This is a genomic window from Rhizobium sp. Root149 (assembly GCF_001427345.1).
Taxonomy (GTDB): Bacteria; Pseudomonadota; Alphaproteobacteria; order Rhizobiales; family Rhizobiaceae; genus Neorhizobium; species Neorhizobium rhizoryzae.
Window position 1 is genome coordinate 124593 of record NZ_LMGD01000004.1, and the last position, 19788, is coordinate 144380.

14 protein-coding genes and 1 pseudogene are annotated in these 19788 nt (G+C 57.9%); 4 read left to right on the top strand and 11 right to left on the bottom strand.

Annotation, left to right across the window (positions count from 1 at the left end; genetic code table 11):
* Positions 1–412: 412 nt before the first annotated feature.
* The gene (locus tag ASD54_RS27200; RefSeq protein WP_244484682.1) at positions 413–1897 is read right to left on the bottom strand and encodes a DUF305 domain-containing protein; all 1485 of its coding nucleotides are present in this window, start codon (positions 1895–1897) and stop codon (positions 413–415) included.
* Between the two features lie 612 nt (positions 1898–2509).
* Positions 2510–4867, bottom strand: coding sequence for a hypothetical protein (locus ASD54_RS05350; protein ID WP_200958447.1), 2358 nt, complete (start codon positions 4865–4867; stop codon positions 2510–2512).
* Between the two features lie 207 nt (positions 4868–5074).
* Here ASD54_RS05350 and ASD54_RS05355 point away from each other — a divergent pair, with 207 nt between their 5' ends.
* The gene (locus ASD54_RS05355) at positions 5075–6181 is read left to right on the top strand and encodes a Fic family protein (RefSeq protein WP_062553586.1); all 1107 of its coding nucleotides are present in this window, start codon (positions 5075–5077) and stop codon (positions 6179–6181) included.
* A 176-nt stretch (positions 6182–6357) separates the two neighbouring features.
* On the opposite strand, the gene ASD54_RS05360 is transcribed toward ASD54_RS05355, so the two are convergent.
* Entirely contained in the window at positions 6358–7416 is a 1059-nt protein-coding gene (locus tag ASD54_RS05360) for a LacI family DNA-binding transcriptional regulator (protein ID WP_156379085.1), read from the bottom strand.
* A 55-nt stretch (positions 7417–7471) separates the two neighbouring features.
* Here ASD54_RS05360 and ASD54_RS05365 point away from each other — a divergent pair, with 55 nt between their 5' ends.
* A complete protein-coding gene (locus tag ASD54_RS05365) occupies positions 7472–8665 on the top strand; it encodes a phytanoyl-CoA dioxygenase family protein (protein ID WP_062553587.1) in 1194 nt (397 codons plus the stop codon).
* Positions 8662–9490: pseudogene (locus tag ASD54_RS05370) on the top strand (SDR family oxidoreductase). Before ASD54_RS05365 ends, ASD54_RS05370 begins: the two are co-directional and overlap by 4 nt.
* Positions 9491–9701: 211 nt before the next feature.
* Here the strand turns inward: ASD54_RS05370 and ASD54_RS05375 are convergent.
* The 8 genes from ASD54_RS05375 to ASD54_RS05410 form a co-directional block, all read right to left on the bottom strand.
* Positions 9702–10835 carry a Gfo/Idh/MocA family oxidoreductase gene (locus ASD54_RS05375; RefSeq protein WP_162249553.1) on the bottom strand — a complete coding sequence of 378 codons (1134 nt, stop codon included), beginning with the start codon at positions 10833–10835 and terminating at the stop codon, positions 9702–9704.
* Positions 10836–10871: 36 nt separating this feature from the next.
* On the bottom strand, positions 10872–11771 hold the full coding sequence (gene folD / locus ASD54_RS05380; protein ID WP_062553589.1) for a bifunctional methylenetetrahydrofolate dehydrogenase/methenyltetrahydrofolate cyclohydrolase FolD: 900 nt from the start codon (positions 11769–11771) through the stop codon (positions 10872–10874).
* 3 nt (positions 11772–11774) lie between these two features.
* On the bottom strand, positions 11775–12659 hold the full coding sequence (gene purU, locus ASD54_RS05385; protein ID WP_062553590.1) for a formyltetrahydrofolate deformylase: 885 nt from the start codon (positions 12657–12659) through the stop codon (positions 11775–11777).
* Positions 12660–12753: 94 nt separating this feature from the next.
* On the bottom strand, positions 12754–13836 hold the full coding sequence (locus ASD54_RS05390; RefSeq protein WP_062553591.1) for an ABC transporter permease: 1083 nt from the start codon (positions 13834–13836) through the stop codon (positions 12754–12756).
* Positions 13837–13857: 21 nt separating this feature from the next.
* Positions 13858–15411 (bottom strand): sugar ABC transporter ATP-binding protein, encoded by a 1554-nt coding sequence (locus ASD54_RS05395; protein ID WP_244484683.1) that lies wholly within the window; start codon positions 15409–15411, stop codon positions 13858–13860.
* A gap of 63 nt (positions 15412–15474) precedes the next feature.
* Complete coding sequence (locus ASD54_RS05400) at positions 15475–16398, bottom strand: sugar ABC transporter substrate-binding protein (RefSeq protein ID WP_062553592.1); 924 nt, start codon at positions 16396–16398, stop codon at positions 15475–15477.
* A 114-nt stretch (positions 16399–16512) separates the two neighbouring features.
* Positions 16513–17325: a TIM barrel protein gene (locus tag ASD54_RS05405; RefSeq protein ID WP_062553629.1), complete on the bottom strand. Its 813-nt coding sequence runs from the start codon at positions 17323–17325 to the stop codon at positions 16513–16515.
* Between the two features lie 158 nt (positions 17326–17483).
* Complete coding sequence (locus tag ASD54_RS05410) at positions 17484–18515, bottom strand: LacI family DNA-binding transcriptional regulator (RefSeq protein ID WP_062553593.1); 1032 nt, start codon at positions 18513–18515, stop codon at positions 17484–17486.
* Positions 18516–18680: 165 nt separating this feature from the next.
* On the opposite strand from ASD54_RS05410, the gene ASD54_RS05415 reads away from it, so the two are divergent.
* The gene (locus ASD54_RS05415; protein ID WP_062553594.1) at positions 18681–19772 is read left to right on the top strand and encodes a fatty acid desaturase family protein; all 1092 of its coding nucleotides are present in this window, start codon (positions 18681–18683) and stop codon (positions 19770–19772) included.
* Positions 19773–19788: the final 16 nt, after the last annotated feature.

Genomic DNA, 19788 nt, shown 5'->3' on the forward strand with positions numbered 1-19788 from the left:
ACGAAAAAGAGAGCAGTCGAGTTAAAGCCGCCGCGCGCGAATGCCTCGTCCATGAGTTCGAAGGCAACCGCCGAAATCAGACTTCTTAGCCGAGTGCCATCACGATGCGATCACGCGCTGAGGCAGTTTAGTGAAGAACGCGATTGCCGCGCCGACAACGAGAGCGGAGACGCCAAGCAGTCGTCGCCGAGCGGCTTGTAAATAGACTGGCATCGCGTGTTTGCTCCCGCCGCTGTTGAGGACGCCTCGTCTAGGTAGTCCACAAGCGAGGTCGCGCCATAGCGAGCAGCGTTTGACATAAATGGGATGGCGATGAAGAGGCATTGCCTCCATGCAAATACGGGGCGACAGACACAAGCGGGTATCCGAAAGAGGAACAGCGCAACTTACCAGGTCGCGCTGTCGGTCGGCATCAATGATGCGAGGGCATAGCGGCGGCTTCCGCAGGGAACATGGCCTTCATCTGCGCGATTTCAGCTTCCTGATCTGCGATAATGTGCTCCGCTAGCTGACGCAGCTTCGGATCGCTTCCGCTTTCGAGATAGGTACGTGCCATGTCGATCGCGGCCTGGTGGTGCGGCACCATCAGGGCAACGAAGTCGCGGCTTACGTCGCCTGAGACACTTACGCGGCTGGTGGCTTCGTGCATGGCGTTCATCTGCTCCATCATGGCAGCTGCCGCTCCTGCGCCCGGTGCGCTGCTTGTCCCGGCGTCGCCATGATAGTGCTCGTTTCCGCGCCAGAACGCGCCGGGGGCGGCTCCGATGGTTTTGGCCGGAGCCATGGTTTCAGCTCGTAGCAGCGCTGCAATCTGGCCGCTGGCGCGGTCGTAGATCACATTGTGCAACCCCGCGTAGGATATCATGGTGATGGCGAGCGCGGCAGCCAGTCCGGCGGGTACCATGATGGTGGCAGCACGGCCTTTAGGCGCAACCTCAAGCGCATTAGCGCGCTGAGGATCGGCGACCACGATCAGCAGCGACGCCAAGATTGTCGCGTGGCCAATCATGTCGACCCGGCCGAACGGATAGACTGCCGCGAACATCAGCGCGAAGAGAGCGAATGCCGACAGCCGGCGGACCAGCGGTGTCCAGAGTAAGCCGAAACCTAAAGTGAACTCGGCAACGCCCGACATCGTCGTATAGGGGCCGAATGGGATGCCGAAGGCCAGGAACGGCTTCTCCTCGAGGAGCGGCATGAACCACTGGGGGTACATGAACTTTTCCATGCTAGACCAGGTCAAGGCGAGGGCGATTCCCCACCTCAACACGCCGAAGCGACGGTCATGCCACTTGCCGTCTGGCAAGCCCGAAAGGAGAAGGTAGCCGGCGAGGCCAAGTCCGAGCGCCAGATAGTCGAACAGGTGGAACAGGTCGTAGTCGCGCAGCGTGAAAAGCCACAGGACGACGATCGCAACCGCCGCGATCGGTCGGGTGCGGCGCATGGGGATCAGGGCCGCTATCACGATCTGAGCCCAAGGAACCAGTTCCGACTGCGTTTTCAGGTCCGGCGTGAGGTAGGTCCCGCCGACGGCGAACAGCGACACGAAGAACGCCGCCAGCACGCTGAGCAGGAAGTGGTCGGCGTGCGTACGCAGCCCCGAGGTGGCAGCGTCCAGGCTCTTGAGCGCGAGCAAGCCCGGCTGCCTGCGCTCCAGGAGCGTTGTGGCCAGGAAGAAGCCGAGCACAAGTAGCAGGCCCAGCCAGAAGTACGGTAGGGAGAGGGTAGTCAGGATCGGGACCGGCTTGGCCGCGACCTCATAGGCTTCGAACCACTTCACATGAGCTGATGCGCCTGACGGCACCAACGTGCCCGCTGTCGCCAGCAGGAAGCTTCCCGCTGCGAACAGATTAGCTCTGCGCCTTCCTTGGAATTGATACATATCGTTGTCCTTCATTGCACCGTCTCACTGCGGTGCTTTCCGGGGAGCCTGTACTCCCGACGAGCAAGGAGCCCGCGGCGCTTCAAAGGCGTCCGATCTTGTCCAGATACAGATTGATCCGCTCACCACCACGGGCTCGTGATCCTGAACATAGTGCGAGACTCCGCCATGTAATTGACTTTAGTCAAACTATGGAACCCTCTGCACTCGTTGATCCGTGCTATTAACGCCCGTCGGCTTTGCCGTCCTTGCTGACGCGAGCCACTACAGCATGTTCGGAGTTTGCAAGCCGGGTGCGGCCGCGCGAGCAAACTAAGATGGTATGGAGGAGCCGATTTGCTCAGACGGTAGTGGACACTCCCGTACGGCGATACATCAACAATTGATCAACGCCGTTGGCGAGGCTTTGACAGACGGCTCAGATAGACACGCAGTGGAGCACCCCGCGTAGCCTTCATCATGACGTCCGCTTCTCGGCTAAGTCTCTCCCTCACCAACTGAATCTGTTAGGCGGGATAGAAGGGCAGGGGTCGGGTCGTCGGTTCGATTCCGCTCAAGGCGAAGTCGAGGACATTCGGCCCAGATACAACATGTCCTGAGTATCCGAGCCGAGCATCTCATTCGATCCTACGCAGCTTCCCAAACCTGATTGAGGATCTTTGCGGCCAGCGCGGCTTTGTCTTGCGGAAGGAAGCGACCGTAGTGCTGCTGAACTACATCGGGCGTGTCCTGAATTGCGTAGCTCGCCTGTTCGTAGGATCCGGTCTGCTTCAGAATATGCGTTGCGAGAATGTCTCGCAGGTTATGCGGTCCATGCGGCAGGAGGCCCTTGATCGCACCCCGTCCGGTATAGGGATTATAGATGCCGTAACGTTGGATGACAGTCCGCCAAGCCTCGTAGAATGTGGTCGAATTGTAAGCAGCATCAATACTGGTCGTCTTCACCGTCTTGACGAAAAGCGTTTGGGGATCTTTCGCACCGCCAAGCAGAACTCCACGATGCCTGTCGATGTAAGCATCAAGGTATTTGTAGAGATCGAGAAGGTCGGGCAAAATCAACCGGAACGGCTTCTGTCCGAAGAAGGATGAACCGGAGTTTTTGAATGCGACCGACGGGATAAGGACCTCCCACCCCTGGTCGCGATCACTCCAGCGCAGCTCACCGCATTTTAGTTCCTCTAGCCGGCGTTCTGACGTCGGATAGTGTCCACGGGGGCAGACACGAAGTTGGCGAAGGTTCTTTTGCCTGAGCCCAAGGTGCAGGCCCAGGCGAAGTAATAGGAATGATCTAACGGCTTCGGCGGCCGGTCGTGGATATCTGTTCTCATCCGGCATACGTTTCACAATCTCGTCTGTGATCTTGCGATATTCGGCCAACGGGCTGTCCGCTTCGAGTACACACATGATCGGTTCAAATGGATCGCGATGCACGCGCATCACGCGCTGGATCTCCTTGGAACGGTTAGCGGCATGTCGGTGAAAGGCATCGCAGGCGCCATGCCAATCGCGAGCCGCGAAATCGATTTCTTCCTGCTCAATCAAGCCCGCAATGGGCCTGACATTCCGAAGCAGCTCCGGATGCTGCCGGATCCAACCGACTTCCGCGCGAGATAGGGCTTGGGCGACCATCAGCATGTCTTCTTCCCACTTGGTGTAGAAGCCACGTCGCTGTTCCCGCCACTGCAGATACCAGTCCCAAACGCCGGGGAAAACGAGAAGGCCGAAGCTTAAGTGGCTGACTGGCACGCCGAAACCCTTCACGAGACCGTTTGGCGAGGCAGCAAGCGCACCAAACATCAAACCGAGGTGCTCAATCTTCTGGGAGGCCGTTTCTTCACCCCAGACGCCGTTCCGTCGGAACCCAATCGCCGTCAGCGTCGAAGTCTTGAAGCGGATGAGATCAGCCATTTCCATGGCAAGTCTCGGCGGTGCGTCGATAACGCCAGAAAGCAGATCAGGATCATCAAGTTCTGCGGCAACGTTCTGATTGGCGCCGGTCGCCGAGGCCAACGATCGAGAGGACAGAAAGCTGCTGCCATAGGTGACGCCGGGAAAGCGGATGGCATATCGCTGTTTGCTGGCCGCCGCCTGATAGCGGCGATATTCTGTAGAGCCGGAAATGATCACCCGGCGCACCCAGTCGAGTATCTCCTCGCGCTTGGTGAAGGGCAGGCTGTTGAAGTCCTCCGGCAAGTGCAATGAAATCCGTCGACGCTCGGCTGGGCTGATATCACCGAGATCGTGACCATAAAGTGAGCGCGCCTGATGCGGCAGTTTCTCTTTGAAATATCCCTCTGAAAGTCGATAGCGTCTCTCGATGCGGCGGAGGATATTGAAACTGGCAATAGATCGAGGCACACGCTCCCCCTTGATCCAGGATAGCAGCGTCTTATTGTCGAAGGTCTCATTCAGATGAATAACGGCGCGGTAAAGCTGCCAATAGGTGTCGCCGAACCGACGCATATGATAGACCAGTGCATCCTGAAAGTTCGCCGGGTCCTCGGTCGCGTCGAACAGTGGTTCTGGGAAAGGGCTGATCGGTTTTGGAGTCGGCCCACGTGGCAACGATTCATATGGGGCAACAATGCCATCGGCCGTCGCACGTTGAGGCTTTCTGGTTGAAGGGGCGCAGGTTGCGTTTCTGGCGGACGCCATTTTCTTCGGGCGAGCCGTCCGCTTTGGTGGCCGTTGTTCTTCGACTGCTGGCGGTCCGTCCAGCCATCGGATGATTGCATCCAAGCCCGGCCGGAGCTGTTTTTTCAGTTCTACTGTCAGCTCAGCTTCGACACCACAGGCTTGGCCTATCGCCGTCCAGTCGAATTGGCCACTCCGAAGCGGTGGCCTTTTCCGATAGATAATTAAGCTGATCAGGAACGGCCGGATATTCTCCAGCACCCGCCTGGATGCGACTGGAGCGATACGGAGCTCGCAGAATTCCGAAATTTTTCGCTGAAAATGTCGGGATGAAAGGTCGTGTTTGGTCATGCCTATTCCTTTTCGCTCGGCACCAGTGCCGAGGGCGAGCGGAAATAGGGGGCGCCCATTAACAAAATATGTTTAGGGCAAGAGGTTAGATGTCGATCGCTGCCTCTTGAATCGAGAGCTGCAGATTGTGGTGCTGAGCGATAGGAGGGCTTGCCATAGCTCATTCATGGCAATATTTATGAGTTATAGGGAGGGTTTCTATAACTCATGACATGGAACTGGCAAAACACTGACTGGCCAAACTTCAGATACGACACCGCAAGCCTGGTACCTTTGGAGCAGAAATTCCTGCAGTCCGCCGGCGAGGTTATAGGTGCTGTTAGACATTTCAACGATGACGACAGCAACCAACTTCGCATTGAGTTGCTGAGCGACGAAGCGGTCAAGACCTCTGAGATCGAAGGGGAATTTCTGGACCGCGTGAGTGTCCAGTCATCACTCCGCCGGCAGTTCGGGCTAAACACTGATGAAAGACAGATCCGCCCCCAAGAGCGGGGGATCGCCGAGATGATGGCGGATGTCTATAGAAGCTGGCATAGGCCATTGGCCCATGAGGGACTGTTCCGTTGGCATTCAATGCTGATGGCCGGAAACCGATATATTGAAACGGTTGGTGCTTACCGCACGCATGAAGACGCCATGCAGATCGTATCAGGTCGATTGGACAAACCCACTATCCACTTCGAGGCTCCCCCATCTCGTCAGGTTGCCGCTGAGATGGATACCTTCATCACATGGTTCAATCAATCCGGGCCAAATGGTCAAACGTCGCTTCAAGCTCTGACGCGCGCCGCAGTAGGACACCTTTACTTTGAAAGCATACATCCATTTGAGGATGGCAACGGCCGAATTGGACGCGCGCTCGCCGAGAAATCCCTGGCGCAAAACATAGGGCAGCCAAGTCTCATTTCACTCGCTTTCACAATTGAGAAGCGCCGGAAGGCCTATTACTCAGAGCTTGAGCGACACCAGCGCACGCTTGATATCACCGACTGGGTCATTTTCTTTTCAGAAACTATTCTGGATGCTCAACAGGCGACGCTTGAGCGCGTAGATTTCTTCATCCAGAAAGCAAAGTTCTATGATCGTTTTCGGGACAAGCTGAACGAGCGGCAAGAAAAGGTAGTCGCGCGCATCTTTAAGGAAGGGACTGCTGGTTTCAAGGGAGGTCTAAGTGCCGAAAACTATATCTCGATCACAGATACATCCCGCGCTACAGCAACACGCGATCTTCAGCAACTCGTGGAGATCGGTGCACTGACGCGTACGGGTGAACGTCGGCATACTCGGTACTCACTGTCATTGCAGAGATAATTCGCTACCACTCCAATGAACACCACCGAAGTCATTATCTAGGCGAACGGCTGTTCGAGTCCCTTCAAGGCGCAGACCATGGCCATTACTCGCGCTCTACCGAGGCGCAGGGTAGAATCTAACAGGACCGAAAAACCGACATGCGGCGGGTGCGACGATGCGATGATCTGTCTGTTTCAGAGCACTTCGTATGGCGTTGCAATTGCAACACGCGAGGGCGCGATCTGGAAATCCCTCGGCAGCATGCGGTGATGCGCCATGACCATCTGGCAGGCGCTGCGGGCGTCCTGACGAAGGTCGTGATGGATGACGAAGGTCAGGCGACCCTCCGCCAACAGCGCGCGATTATCAGCATCGAGGTCATGGGCGGCAAAGACATCGATCCGGCGCCGCTCCTCGGCGAAGGCGCGCAGGATTGCCCGGTTGCCGCCGCCGATCGAATAGACGGCGCGGATCTCGGGATCGGCGACTAGCGCCGCCTTCACCAGCCGCTCCGTCGTGCGGTCGACGCCGAAGCCCTCTGAAATCGTCACAATGCCCAGATGCGGCGCGTCCTTTTGCAGCGCATCGCGAAAGCCGCGCTGACGCTCTTCCTCGCCCGAAAAACGGGCGCTCGACAGCGTAACCAGCACCTTGCCCTGAGCCGGCCCCGCCATGCGGGCGAGCACGTAAGCGGCCGTAGCCCCCGCCACCCGATTGTCCATGCCGACGTAACCCTGCCGCACCGTGGCGGGCAGGTCAGTCACCAGCGTCACCACAGGAATGCCGCTCTCCATCAACTCCGCCGCCATCTCCGCGATCGCCGGCGTCGAGGGCACCTTGACGACGACGCCATGGCTGCCGCGCCGGCGGATGCGCTTGAGGATGGCGAGGAGGTCGCGCTCCTCCATGGTCTCGGCTACGTGAAAGCGCACCGACAGCGAAGCCGGCCGCATGCCTGGCAGCTCGGCGTCAAAGGCCGCACGCACGGCATTCGAAAATCGCTGCGGCGTTTCCATGACGACGTCGATAACCAGGCGCCGCCCCGCGATGCGTGCCTCGGCATATTGCCGCTCGAGTTCGGCGATCGCCGCCTCGATGCGAAGTCCCGTCGCTTTTGCCACATGCCCGCGTCCGTGCAGCGCCCGATCGACGGTGGCGAGACTGAGGCCCGATTGCAGAGCAATGTCCTTGAGTGGGAAGGGCGGGCGCATGGCTTCGGCCTTGAGGTGTTTTTGAGGTGTTTTGCCGCTCATTTCTCGCCCGTCGCCTGACTATGGTCAAGCGGGATGAGGATCTCGGGAGGAAACCATGGACCACAGAACATTGACCAGCCGTCGTCGCGACAAGGTCTGGCTCGACAGTAAGGCTGGTGACATTGAGGCCTTTAAGGCGCTGGTGGCGCAGAAGACCAGGCGCGAAGACTGGCCATTCGCAGCCGGCGTCGAAAAGAACGTGCTCCTTTATGACGGATCGGCCGTGCGTGACATTGCCCGCGATCCGGAGGCCCGCCGCGAATTGATGGCCGAATGGGTCGAGGTCTTCACGACCGGCCCCGGCGTCATCGTCATCAAAAATGCCATTGCCAATCTTGCGGTGGTCGATCGCGCCACCGAAGTCTTCAACGCCATCGTCAAAACCGAGAAGGAAGGCGGCAAGGCGGCCGCCGACCATTTCGCCAAACCCGGTGCCAATGACCGCATCTGGAATTCGCTGCAGAAACACGCGCTCGCCGACCCCGACAATTTCGCCCGCTATTATGCCTCGGATGCGATCGCCATGGCGTCGGAAGCCTGGCTCGGCCGCGGCTATCAGATGACGGCGCAGATGAACCGGGTGAACCCCGGCGGCAAGGCGCAGGTCCCGCATCGTGACTATCACCTCGGCTTCATGTCGCCGCAGCAGATGCAGGCCTTTCCGGGTCATATCCATGCGGTCTCGCCGCTGCTGACGCTGCAGGGCGCGGTCGCCCATTGCGACATGCCGGTCGAAAGCGGCCCGACACTCTTCCTCCCCTATTCGCAGAGCTTCTTCGAAGGCTACCTCGCCTTCGGCCGCCCGGAATTCCAGGCGGTGTTTGCCGAGAGCCACGTGCAACTGCCGCTGTCGAAGGGCGATGCCGTCTTCTTCAACCCGGCCCTGATGCACGGCGCCGGCAACAATGTGTCAGCCGACATTTGGCGCATGGCGAATCTCTTGCAGGTCTCCTCCGCCTTCGGCCGCGCGATGGAAAGCGTTGACCGCGACGCCATGTGCAAGGCCGTCTATCCGGCGCTTCTGGCTGCCCGCACATCGGGCGCGCTGACCTCGGCTGAAATCGAGAATGCCATTGCGGCCACTGCGGAAGGTTATGCCTTCCCGACCAATCTCGACAGCGATCCCCCGGTCGGTGGCCTTGCGCCGAAGACGCAGAACACCATGATGGCGGAAGCGCTGCAGGTGGGCCTGGAGCCGGAGGCCTTCGCAGCGCTCGTCGAGACACAGGCTGCCAAGCGCAGGGCATGAGGAAGACAACGGGAAGACTGGACAACAAGATCGCCGTGGTCACAGGCGGCACGCAAGGCTTGGGCGCGGAAGTCGCCCGTCTCTTTGCCGAGCGCGGAGCAAAGGGCCTCGTCATCTGCGGCCGCAGCCGCGACAAGGGCGAGGCTAAGGCGCGTGAGATCACCGAGCGCTACGGCACCCCGGTGCATTTCGTCTCGGCTGATCTCGGCGAGGTCGCTGATTGCCGCCGGGTGATTGCCGCAGCCGATGAGAAATTCGGCCGCATTGATGCCCTCGTCAATGTCGCTGCCATCACCGATCGCGGCACGATCCTCGACACCGACGAAGCGTTGTTCGACCGCATGTTCGCGATCAACACCCGCGCGCCCTTCTTCCTGATCCAGGATGCGGTGAAGCTGATGTTGCGCGATGGTGTCGAGGGCACGATCGTCAACATCTCCTCTAGGTCATCAATGGCAGGCCAGCCCTTCATCGCCGCCCTATTGCGCCTCCAAAGGCGCGCTGGACACGCTGATCCGCAATGTCGCCTTCGGCCTCTTGAAACACCGCATCCGCAGCAATGCGCTGAATATCGGCTGGATGGCGAGCGACGGTGAAGACCGCATCCAGCGCGAATATCACGGCGCGCCCGCCGACTGGCTGAAGGAAGCGGCCGCCCGCCAGCCCTTCGGTCGCCTCGTCGATCCGGCCGAGGTCGCCCGCGCCCGCGCCTATCTCTCGTCGGAGGAAAGCGGCCTGATGACGGGCGCTACGATCAATTTCGATCAGTCGATCTGGGGCGCTTATGAGGACAGCCCGCACCCGAAGGAAAAAATGACGTTTTGAGAAGAGGCGAGGGAAGTCGCGGAACCGCCCACGCGGCCTCTTTGCTGGGCGAACATTGACTTTGCTTGATGAGACAGACTTGGCAACAAGCACTTGCCAAATGAAGCCTTAGCTCGAGTGCCGCCACGGCAGCTAGGCAAATTCCTCTCGGCCGCCGGGACCAGCACTCTATCCACCGGCAGCAGTCAACTCGGATTGAGCGTTTCCGGCATCATTGCAAGCCGACGGAGCCGACGTTGATCCACGTCCCGCCTTCTGCGGACTGTGCAGCCGCGAGGACTGTGCGCTCTACTTCGAGGCCGCGCTCGAAGTCGATGACGTGTGCGTCGTGTTCGCCAGAGATTGCCTGGAGCAACTCATAACACTCGATCACCTTGAGTTCGTTGAAGCCCAAGCCGTGACCCGGCGCTGGGATGAATTGGCGATAGGGCGGATGGGGTGGAGCCGCGAGTATTGTGCGGTAGCCTTGAAGATCCAGCGGATCGTCGGCCGAATAAAGCTGCAGTTCATTCATACGTTCCTGGTCGAACAAAATCGATCCTTTTGAACCGAAAATCTGCAGCGCAATTCGACCCTTTCTACCCCATGCCGAACGATTGACCATCAGCACGCCCGAGGCGCCCATCTCAGTCCTGAACAGAGCCTGGGCGATGTCGTGGTTCTCGACCGATCGACGGCCACCATCTCTCGTTGGTCTCTCCTGGTACGGCTTGGCCATGTCGGCAACCAGGGAGGTGATGCTGCCGTGCAGAACCGACAGTATCGAAAGCGGGTGAACTGCAAAGTCGTCGAGTGCGCCGTACCCTGAATCCCTTTCGCTTTTCCAGTAGAAGGGCCCGGCCGGGTCCGCCATGAAGTCCTCGTCCATCTCGAGACGGATATGATTGACGTCGCCGATCCTGCCTTCCCGAATAAGTGTGCGGGCATGCCGGATCATGGGATTCTGGATGTAATTGTAGCCGAGGATCGCCGTTCGGCCCGTGCGTATCGCTGCATCCCGCATGCGGGTGGCATCCTCAAGAGACGTTGCCATAGGCTTTTCACACCACACGTGCTTGCCGGATTCCAGTGCGGCGACGGCCATGTCCGCGTGGAACTGGTTGGGGGCTGCAATTGAGATTACATCGATCGCTGGATCGACAATGAGGTCGTACCAGCTACCAGTGCCTCTGCCGAAGCCGAGAGCTCTAGCTTGTTTCTGTGCAAGTTCATCAGTTGCGTCGGCCAGGGCCACAAGCCGTGGCCGTTCGATACCCGAAAACACAGTCGCCACGGAGGTCCAGGCAAGGGCATGGCACTTGCCCATGTAACCGGAACCGATCAGTCCTACTCTCAGTCCCATCACGTCTTCCCCGGAGTTTAAGGTTTCAGTTGCACGAATTCAAAAGCTCGGTGGTGAAAAACCTGCCCTCCGATAGGCAGCGATGACGGTGTTGGCCATCAGCATGGCGATCGTCATCGGTCCTACACCACCCGGTACCGGCGAGATGGCCTTGGCGACTGGCTTGCACTCGGCGAAGGCGACGTCCCCCACCAGCTTGAACTTGCCCTCGCCCTTCTCCGGAGCCGCCACGCGGTTGATGCCGACGTCAATGACAGTCGCGCCGGGCTTCAGCCAGTCGGCCTTGACCATTTCAGCGCGACCGACTGCTGCAACCAGGATGTCCGCCTGGCGTGCGAGGTGCGGCAGATCACGGCTGCGCGAATGGCCAATGGTGACGGTAGCATTGGCGTTGAGCAGGAGCTGCGCCATTGGCTTGCCGAAGAGATTGGACCGGCCAATCACGAGCGCGTTGAGGCCCGAAAGGTCGTTGCCGTGGATCTGGCGTACCAGGATCATCGCACCGGCCGGCGTACAGGACACAAGGCCGGTCTTCAGATCGCCGGTTGCCAGCTTACCGGCATTGACGATGTGCAGCCCATCGACATCCTTTTCCGGCAGGATCGACTGGATGACAGGCTCGCTGTCGAGATGTTTCGGCAGTGGAAGCTGGACCAAGATGCCATCAATCTCCGGGTCAGCATTAAGAGAGACAACCAGCGCCATCAGTTCGCTTTGGGAGGTCTCCTCCGGCAATGTATGCTGGACAGAGTTGAAACCGCATTGCTTGGCGATCCGGCTTTTGGCACCAACATAAGCGTGGCTTGCCGGATCGTCACCGACGATGACGACTGCAAGACCGGGCTTGCGATGGCCCATCGTCGCGAGCGATGTTGCTGCTGCGGCTACGGCTTCTATGACCGAAGCGGCGGTGGCCTTTCCGTCAATGATGATGGTCATCCGTCACCCCATTCGCTCGGAAGCGTAAGATCCGGGGCTGGGTGGGAAGACGATTGTGCGGTTGCCGTTGATGAAGGTGCGATGATGGATATGCGCGTGAATGGCGCGCGCCAGTACCTGCGCTTCCACATCTCGACCGAGAGAAACATAATCGTCCGGAGACTGGGCATGCGTGATGCGCACCGTGTCCTGCTCGATGATCGGCCCTTCGTCGAGATCGGCGGTGACGTAATGTGCCGTGGCACCGATCAGCTTCACGCCGCGCTGATATGCCTGCTTGTAGGGGTTGGCTCCCTTGAAGCTCGGCAGGAAGGAATGGTGGATGTTGATGATACGGCCGGACATCTTCTTGCACAGATCATCGGACAGAACCTGCATGTAGCGGGCCAGCACGACAAGTTCCGTTCCCGTCTGCTCGACCACATCCATCAACTGCGCTTCCGCCTGCGGCTTGTTTTCCTTCGTCACCTTGATGTGGTGGAAGGGAATGTCGTGGTTCACGACGACCTTCTGGTAGTCGAAGTGGTTGGAAACCACGCCGACGATATCGATTGGCAGCGCGCCGATCTTCCAGCGATAGAGCAGATCGTTCAGGCAATGACCGAAACGCGAGACCATCAGCAGCACTTTCATGCGCTCGGCGGAGTCATGGATATCGGCCTGCATCGAGAATTTTTGTGCGATCGGTGACAATCCTTCCATGAGTGCATCTCGCCCGATGCCCTCTTCCGAGATGAAGGAGATGCGCATGAAGAAACGCCCAGTATCGAAATCATCGAACTGTGAGCTATCGACGATGTTGCAGCCCTTTTCCGCCAGGTAACCCGAGAGCGCGGCCACGATGCCGCGGGCGGTGGGGCAGGTTACAGTCAGGACAAACGTCTTCATGCACAACTCTCTCGATTGTTCTTGATGATTCAGGTTCACGGGGACGACGCAGGTCTGGGGCACCTGCGTCGTCTTCACGCCTGGGAGGTTTAGATCAGGCGCGGGATTTCTTGCGTTGACGATGGACGTCGATCACAACGGCAGTCACGATGATCGCGCCTTTGACGATTTCCTGATAATAGGCCCCCACCTTGAGAAAAGTGAAACCGGATGTCACGACACCAAGAATGATGGTGCCGATAACTGTCCCTGTTATGCGGCCGATGCCGCCTGAGAGGGATGCGCCTCCGATGACTGCTGCAGCAATCGCATCAAGTTCGAATGAAACGCCCATATTCGGTTGGCCAGATTGGGCGCGTGCCGCCAACATGACGCCTGCAAGCCCTGACAGGAGGCCCGCCACAGCGTAGACCTTTACGAGATGTTTTCCGATATCGATCCCGGAAACGCGGGCTGCCTGAGGGTTTGCGCCGATCGCATAGGTGAACTTGCCATAACGCGTGTACGAAAGCGCGATGTGACAGATGATGGCGACGACAAAGAAGACAATGACAGTGCGTGGGACCGGAAAGCCTCCCACATCAAAGCTTTGACCAAGCCAGGTGAAGCTTGGGTTGAGCAGAGCCACCGGTTGACCTTCCGTGTACCATTTCGCAAGGCCGCGCGCAGAAACCATCATGCCGAGTGTCGCGATGAAGGGCGGTATGCCAGTCTTCGCGATAATCTGGCCGTTGAGCCACCCAAGCAGCAGACCGAGCAGGAGGCCCACAAGGATGGGCCAGAACGGGCTTGAATCAATGAACCAGCCAAGCCCGAACTGGGCGTATCCTGGCTGAAGGAAGACGGCCCGCGCATTCAAGGACGTCTGAGCAAAACTTGCAACCACCATGGCCACGAAGCCGACCATGGAGCCGGAGGAAAGATCGACCCCGCCTGTGATGATGACCTGTGTAACGCCGACTGCGATGATGCCGGTGACGGCAACTTGTAGAACAATGATGGAGAGACGCTGTTTGTTGGCGAGGAAGCTTTCTCCGACAACATACCAGCCTATGACCTCAAATATGAGGGCGATCCCGATGAGCACCATCAGGATGGAAAATTCCGGCGGCAGCCTGCGGATCTTTTTCAGTCCTGTTTTAGAGGTACTGCCCAACTCGTTGGCGATTTCTGACATGTCTTCCTCCCGCCATCGTCGTCAGCGCGACGCTAGCTCCATGATTTTGACTTGGTTGGCTTCCGACCGGTCAAGAATGCCTGTGACCTTGCCCTCGTGAAGAACCACGATCCGATCGCTCATTCCCAGCACCTCGGGCATTTCCGACGAGATCATGATGATGGCGACGCCTTGCCCTGCCAATTGCGATATGAGGCGGTGGATTTCAGCTTTTGCACCCACGTCGATGCCGCGCGTCGGTTCATCCAGGATCAAGATTTTCGGATCGGTCATCAGCCAACGGCAAATGAGAACCTTCTGCTGATTACCGCCGGACAGATTTATGATTGGCTCGCGCATATCAGGCGTGCGGACGCGAAGGCGGTTTGCCATGTCGCTTGCGGCCTTTCTCAGCTCCTCCTGCTGTACAAAGCCCATCTTGACGTAGCGTTGCTGCAGGACTGCCATCTGGGCGTTTTCCTGAATGTCCAGCAGTAGAAAGCAGCCGGTGTCCTTCCGGTCTTCCGTTAAAAACGCCATCCCGTGCCGCATCGCCACGGCAGGTGAGGTCATGGTGACGGGCGATCCAAACAGCTCGATTATGCCGGAAGATGCGGGCGTGACGCCGAAAATGGTTTCAGCAACATTCGACCTGCCAGAGCCGACGAGGCCTGCGAAGCCCAAGATCTCTCCGGCGCGCAGATCGAAACTCACATCCCGGAACACGCCATCCAGTGTGAGACCCTTGACGGACAGTACAACCTCGCCGATCGGGGCCGTTTCTTTCGGAAACATCTGCGTGATCTCGCGTCCGACCATCATTCGGATGATGTCGTCGCGTGTCACCTCCGAAGACGTACAGGTTGCGATGTATTTGCCATCCCGGAAAACGGAGAACTCGTCGGCAATCTCGAAGAGCTCGTTCATCTTGTGTGTGATGTAGATGATGCCTTTGCCTTCCGCCCGCAAGGATCGGATGATCCGGAAGAGATGATCCACCTCTTTGTCCGTCAATGCAGACGTCGGCTCATCCATGATCAAAACATCAGAATCGAAGGAGACCGCCTTCGCAATTTCGACCATCTGACGGCTGGCTACACTCAGGGCACCAATCTTGATATCTGGCTCGATCTCGATACCGAGCCGCCTGAATAGCGCTTCGGTCTGATGGTCCATCGCTGCATGGTCGATGAGCCCGAACGAACCCTTTGGTTCGCGGCCGATCCATATATTCTCCGAAACTGTCATGGTTGCCATCAGGTTTAGTTCCTGATGTATCATCGCAATTCCGTTCTGAAGCGCATCAAGCGGGTTCTTGAGACGAATATTTTGTCCACGTAATTTGAACGTGCCGCTGTCGGGAGTGTAGATGCCCGCAAGAATTTTCATCAGCGTCGATTTGCCCGCGCCATTCTCGCCCATCAGCGCATGTACGGTTCCCCGCCGTAGCTTCAGCTGGACGTTGTCCAAAGCAACGACACCAGGAAACTCTTTCCGAACATCCTCTACTTCAAGGAGGTATTCGCTTCCCGGAATTGCTCCGCTTATGCGGACCGCTTCCATTGTTTGCGGGCTTACAACGCGTTCAGCCGACATGGTCATCCTCCTCCCCAGGAGTGGTCTGCTGTTGCGACGCAGACAGCAGACCGATCGGTAGTGTCAGTTCTTTGATGTGAACTTGTCCATGTTGGCAGGCGTCACCAGCTGGAAAGGAATCCAGACCTTCGCATCCACTTTCTCGCCCTTGGCAAGTTTGATTGCTGCGGTCACAGCACCGGAACCTTGGCCAAAGGCATCCTGGAACACGGTTACGTCCAGATCGCCAGCTTTCATATAGGCGAGAGCTTCCTGCGTGGCGTCAATGCCAGCCACGACCACGTCCTTCATATTCCAGCCGGCAGCCTTCATCGCGTTGATGGCGCCAATCGCCATGTTGTCGTTGTTGGCAATGACGGCCGCCGGCTTGCGTCCGGCTGCAATCCAGTTGGTCATCAGGTCCTGCGCCTTTACCGGATCCCACACAGCTGTCTGCTCATCCAGGATCTTCATGCCCTTGCAGTCCGGTGTCGCGATGACGTCATGGATGTCTTTCGTGCGCTGAACAGCGGCTTGATTGGCAAGATCTCCAACCATGACGAGGATGTCGCCCTTGCCGCCGAGAATTCGACACACTTCCTTCGTCTGAAGCGTCCCTGACTGAACCTCATCAGACGCCACAAAGGCGCCCTTCGGGCCAAGCTTATCAACGTCGGCTGGCATTCGGTTGACATAGACAATGGGAATGCCGGCATCATTGGCAAGCTTGGTCATCGGGGCGGTGGCGGTCGTATCCACCGCATTAACGATGATTGCATCGACCTTTGATGCAATGAAGTTCTGAATCTGGGAAAGCTGCTTCTGAACGTCGTCGTCGGCAATCTCTATCTGAACCGGTTGTTTGGCATCGCCAGCCGATTTCTCAATACCTTTGCGCAGAACGGTCAGAAAGGTGTCGGAGTTCGCCATCGATACACCGATATTGCCTGCCATTGCGCTGGATGCCATCAGTAGGCCCAAGACAGCGCCTGCCATAAGTTTCTTCATGTTCATTCCTCCACTTTATGCGGTGCCCGGCAACACCCCTCAAAGCCGGCACGCCTCCTCCCCGGAGGCAATTCGTCCAAACGCCCAGCTCCTCCTGGCCGTTTGGAGATCTGGTCAGAGCTGCCCGCGCACCAGATCCATGCTTGCCTTCACGAGGCCTGCGACGTTCGTTGCGGCATGGACTGACGGTGAGAAAGGCTCGAAAGAAAAAGGTCCGAGATAACCCTCGGCAAACATGGCTCGGATCTGCGCCACGTTTCCAAGACGGTCGGCTTCCGTCACCAGAACGCGATGCGGGTCACGCATGTCATCAATGCTGACCTTCCCGTCATCAACACCCGAAATATGGACCAGCCCCGTCATTTCGGGGAAAAGCTCCGACTCTCCTGCAAGAACATGGTGGAAGGTATCGTGAACCAACCAGAAGCGGTCTGTCCCGCTGATGGACAGGATCGCATCGACAGCTTCCTTCTTTGAGCGCAAGGAGCAGATCTGGAAGCCAAGCGGCTCGACGAGACCGATGATGCCAGCTTCTTCCAGGATTGGCTTCAAGCCCTTCAATGCTACGCGAAGATTGCCCTGACGCTCACCCTCCAGCTTACCCGAGCCATCGTTTACTGGCACTAGAACGAGCGCCTTTGCCCCGCATGCCGCAGCGTAGGCCGCAAGGCTCCGTGCCTCTTCCTCACGCGCTGGCGTCCACTCATTGAAGCGCTGCAGGGCGTTGATGGATATGATTTCCGCGCCTTCTGCAGCGGCGAGCTCACGGACCTTTTCAGGTGGAGTCCCATCTAGAATTGCATTGCCCATCAGATCGTTGCGGATCTCAAATTGGCCGATGCCAAGAGTTTTGCCGAGCTTGAAAAAGGCGCCAAGCGGCATCTGTGGCGCAACCATGTGGTTGAGCGCGAAAGTGGGCGCAGCCATGAAATTCTCCCGAGGTGTCTTGCCGCCCCCTGGTTCCTCCTCGGGGCCGGCTGACTTCGAAATCATCAGGTTTCATGACGTTCGTCAAAGCAGAAATAGAAGCATTCTCTTTCATTCATGATAGAATTTGCCAAACGACATGATGGAAATTCGTCTTTTCAGATGTTTTCAGGCACATGAAGTTCCAGAGGGAGAAAAGTCTGCCCTGGTGCTGTCGCAGGCCCGCTGTCGACCGCCTCGATCATCAGTTGAACGAGCTCGCGGCAAAGATTGGCGAGGGGGGTGGCGATCGCTAGTGTTACGATCTCATCTGCGAGCGCGGCGCGGGAGATCGGTGTTAGTTCGTTGACCACGACAATATGCTTTCCGCCGAGCTTTTCCTCCCGGATAGCCGAGATTGCACCTTCCATGCCGCCGCCTGCAACGTAGAAGCCAACAAGATCCGGGTGGCGCAGCAGGAGATCGAGTGTGGCTTCATGTGTGATCTGTACCGTCTCCAGGTTTACGAGGGTATCGAGAACCTCGAAGTCAGGAGCATGTTCGCGAAAATAGGAGCGAAACCCGATCTCACGTAGCTCGTGCCCGTGAAAGCGGTGACTTCCAACGAATACGGCTACTTTTCCAGCCTTCTTTGCTGTTTTGGCAATCATCCAGGCTGCCGTCCGTCCGGCCTTCCGGTTGTTCAAGCCAACATATCCCTCGCGGATCCCGGAGGCGAAGTCGGAGAGCAGAGAGAAGACCGGAATGCATTTCGCTTTCATCTCTTCCACGACCACAGACAGAGCAGGATAATCGGGCGCCGTCATCGCCACGGCCTGGTTTCGGCTGCCGACCTCTCGAAGCTTGTCTGCCAACTCGGATGGCGTCTGCGAGGTGCTGAACTCAATCTGCGCGATGCCGCGGATCCCGGGATGGTTCTGGACTGCGATCTCGATCTCGCGCGCGAAGGCCTGATAGAAATGATGATCCGGTTTCTGAAGGACAAACCCCAACCTGTATTGAAGCAAGCCCTCGAACACCCGCTGTCTGAGCAGGCCAACCGCATGAAAACCGATCTCGTTTGCCGCTTCGTATACGCGTTTCGCGGTGTCTTCCCGCACCTTGTGACGGCCGTTCAGCACCCGGTCCACAGTCGCCACGCTTACATTGGCTGCCTTTGCGACGTCTGTAATGGTCGGACGCGATGCCATGATTGTTTCCTTTTTGAGATCATTCCATCATCACTAGACCCAAATTATGATGTGAAATGATAGAATATATCAAGACCCCATTGAGTGAATTGAGATCCGCGATATTCCTTCTGCCATTCGTCAAGTGAATTGGTCCGGCCCGAACCGGACAGGCAGGAGGAACTCGTGGCGAGGACAGTAAGCAAGAGAGACTACAGCCTTCTGGGACGCGACGCTCAGGCAGCGGTTGCCAACGGCCTTTCAGCGGCCGAGTGGTATCACACCGATGTTCCCCGCAAGCAGATGAAGGAATTGATGAAGCGCGAGGATGGCCCGCCCATTCGCGACACCGCGATCTGGCTTGGAGCTATGACCCTCTTCGGTGGCTTGGGCGTCTATTTCTGGGGTAGCCTTTGGGCCATCCCATTCTTCGTCGCTTATGGGGTACTCTATGGGTCTGCCTCCGACAGCCGCTGGCATGAATGCGGTCATGGCACGGCTTTCAAGACGATGTGGATGAACGACGCTGTCTATCAGATTGCCTGCTTCATGATCATGCGCAATCCGGTTACCTGGCGCTGGAGTCACACCCGGCATCACACCGACACCGTGATTGTTGGTCGCGACCCGGAGATTGCCGTCATGCGCCCACCGGACCTCTTGCGCCTGGTCCTCAACTTCTTTGGTCTGCTGGACGCTTGGCACGCTCTGATCGATATGGTTCGCAATGCCTTCGGGGTCATCAGCGCAGAGGAAAAGACATTCGTTCCAGAAAGCGAACAGCCGAAGGCGATCCGTATTGCCCGCATCTGGCTCGCAATCTACCTCGCGACGGGAGCACTCGCCGTCTACTTGGGATCGATCCTGCCTTTCATGCTCGTCGGTCTGCCGCGTCTTTACGGTGCCTGGCACCATGTGATGACAGGCCTGCTGCAGCATGGCGGCTTGGCCGACAATGTCATCGATCATCGACTGAACAGCCGCACCGTTTATATGAACCCTATCAGCCGGTTCATTTACTGGAACATGAACTACCACGTCGAACATCATATGTTTCCGATGGTGCCCTATCATGCGCTGCCGAAGCTGCATGCAATGATCAAGGACGATCTGCCGGAACCGAATCCGTCGATCCTCCACGGCTACCGCGAGATGCTCCCGGCTTTCCTGCGCCAACTCCGCAATGAGGATTATTTCCTCAAGCGCCAACTGCCGCCAACAGCGAAGCCATATCGCGAAGATTTTCATGGCGAGGCTATGGCTCCGGCCGCCGAATAGCGCGGGCTGGTTCTGC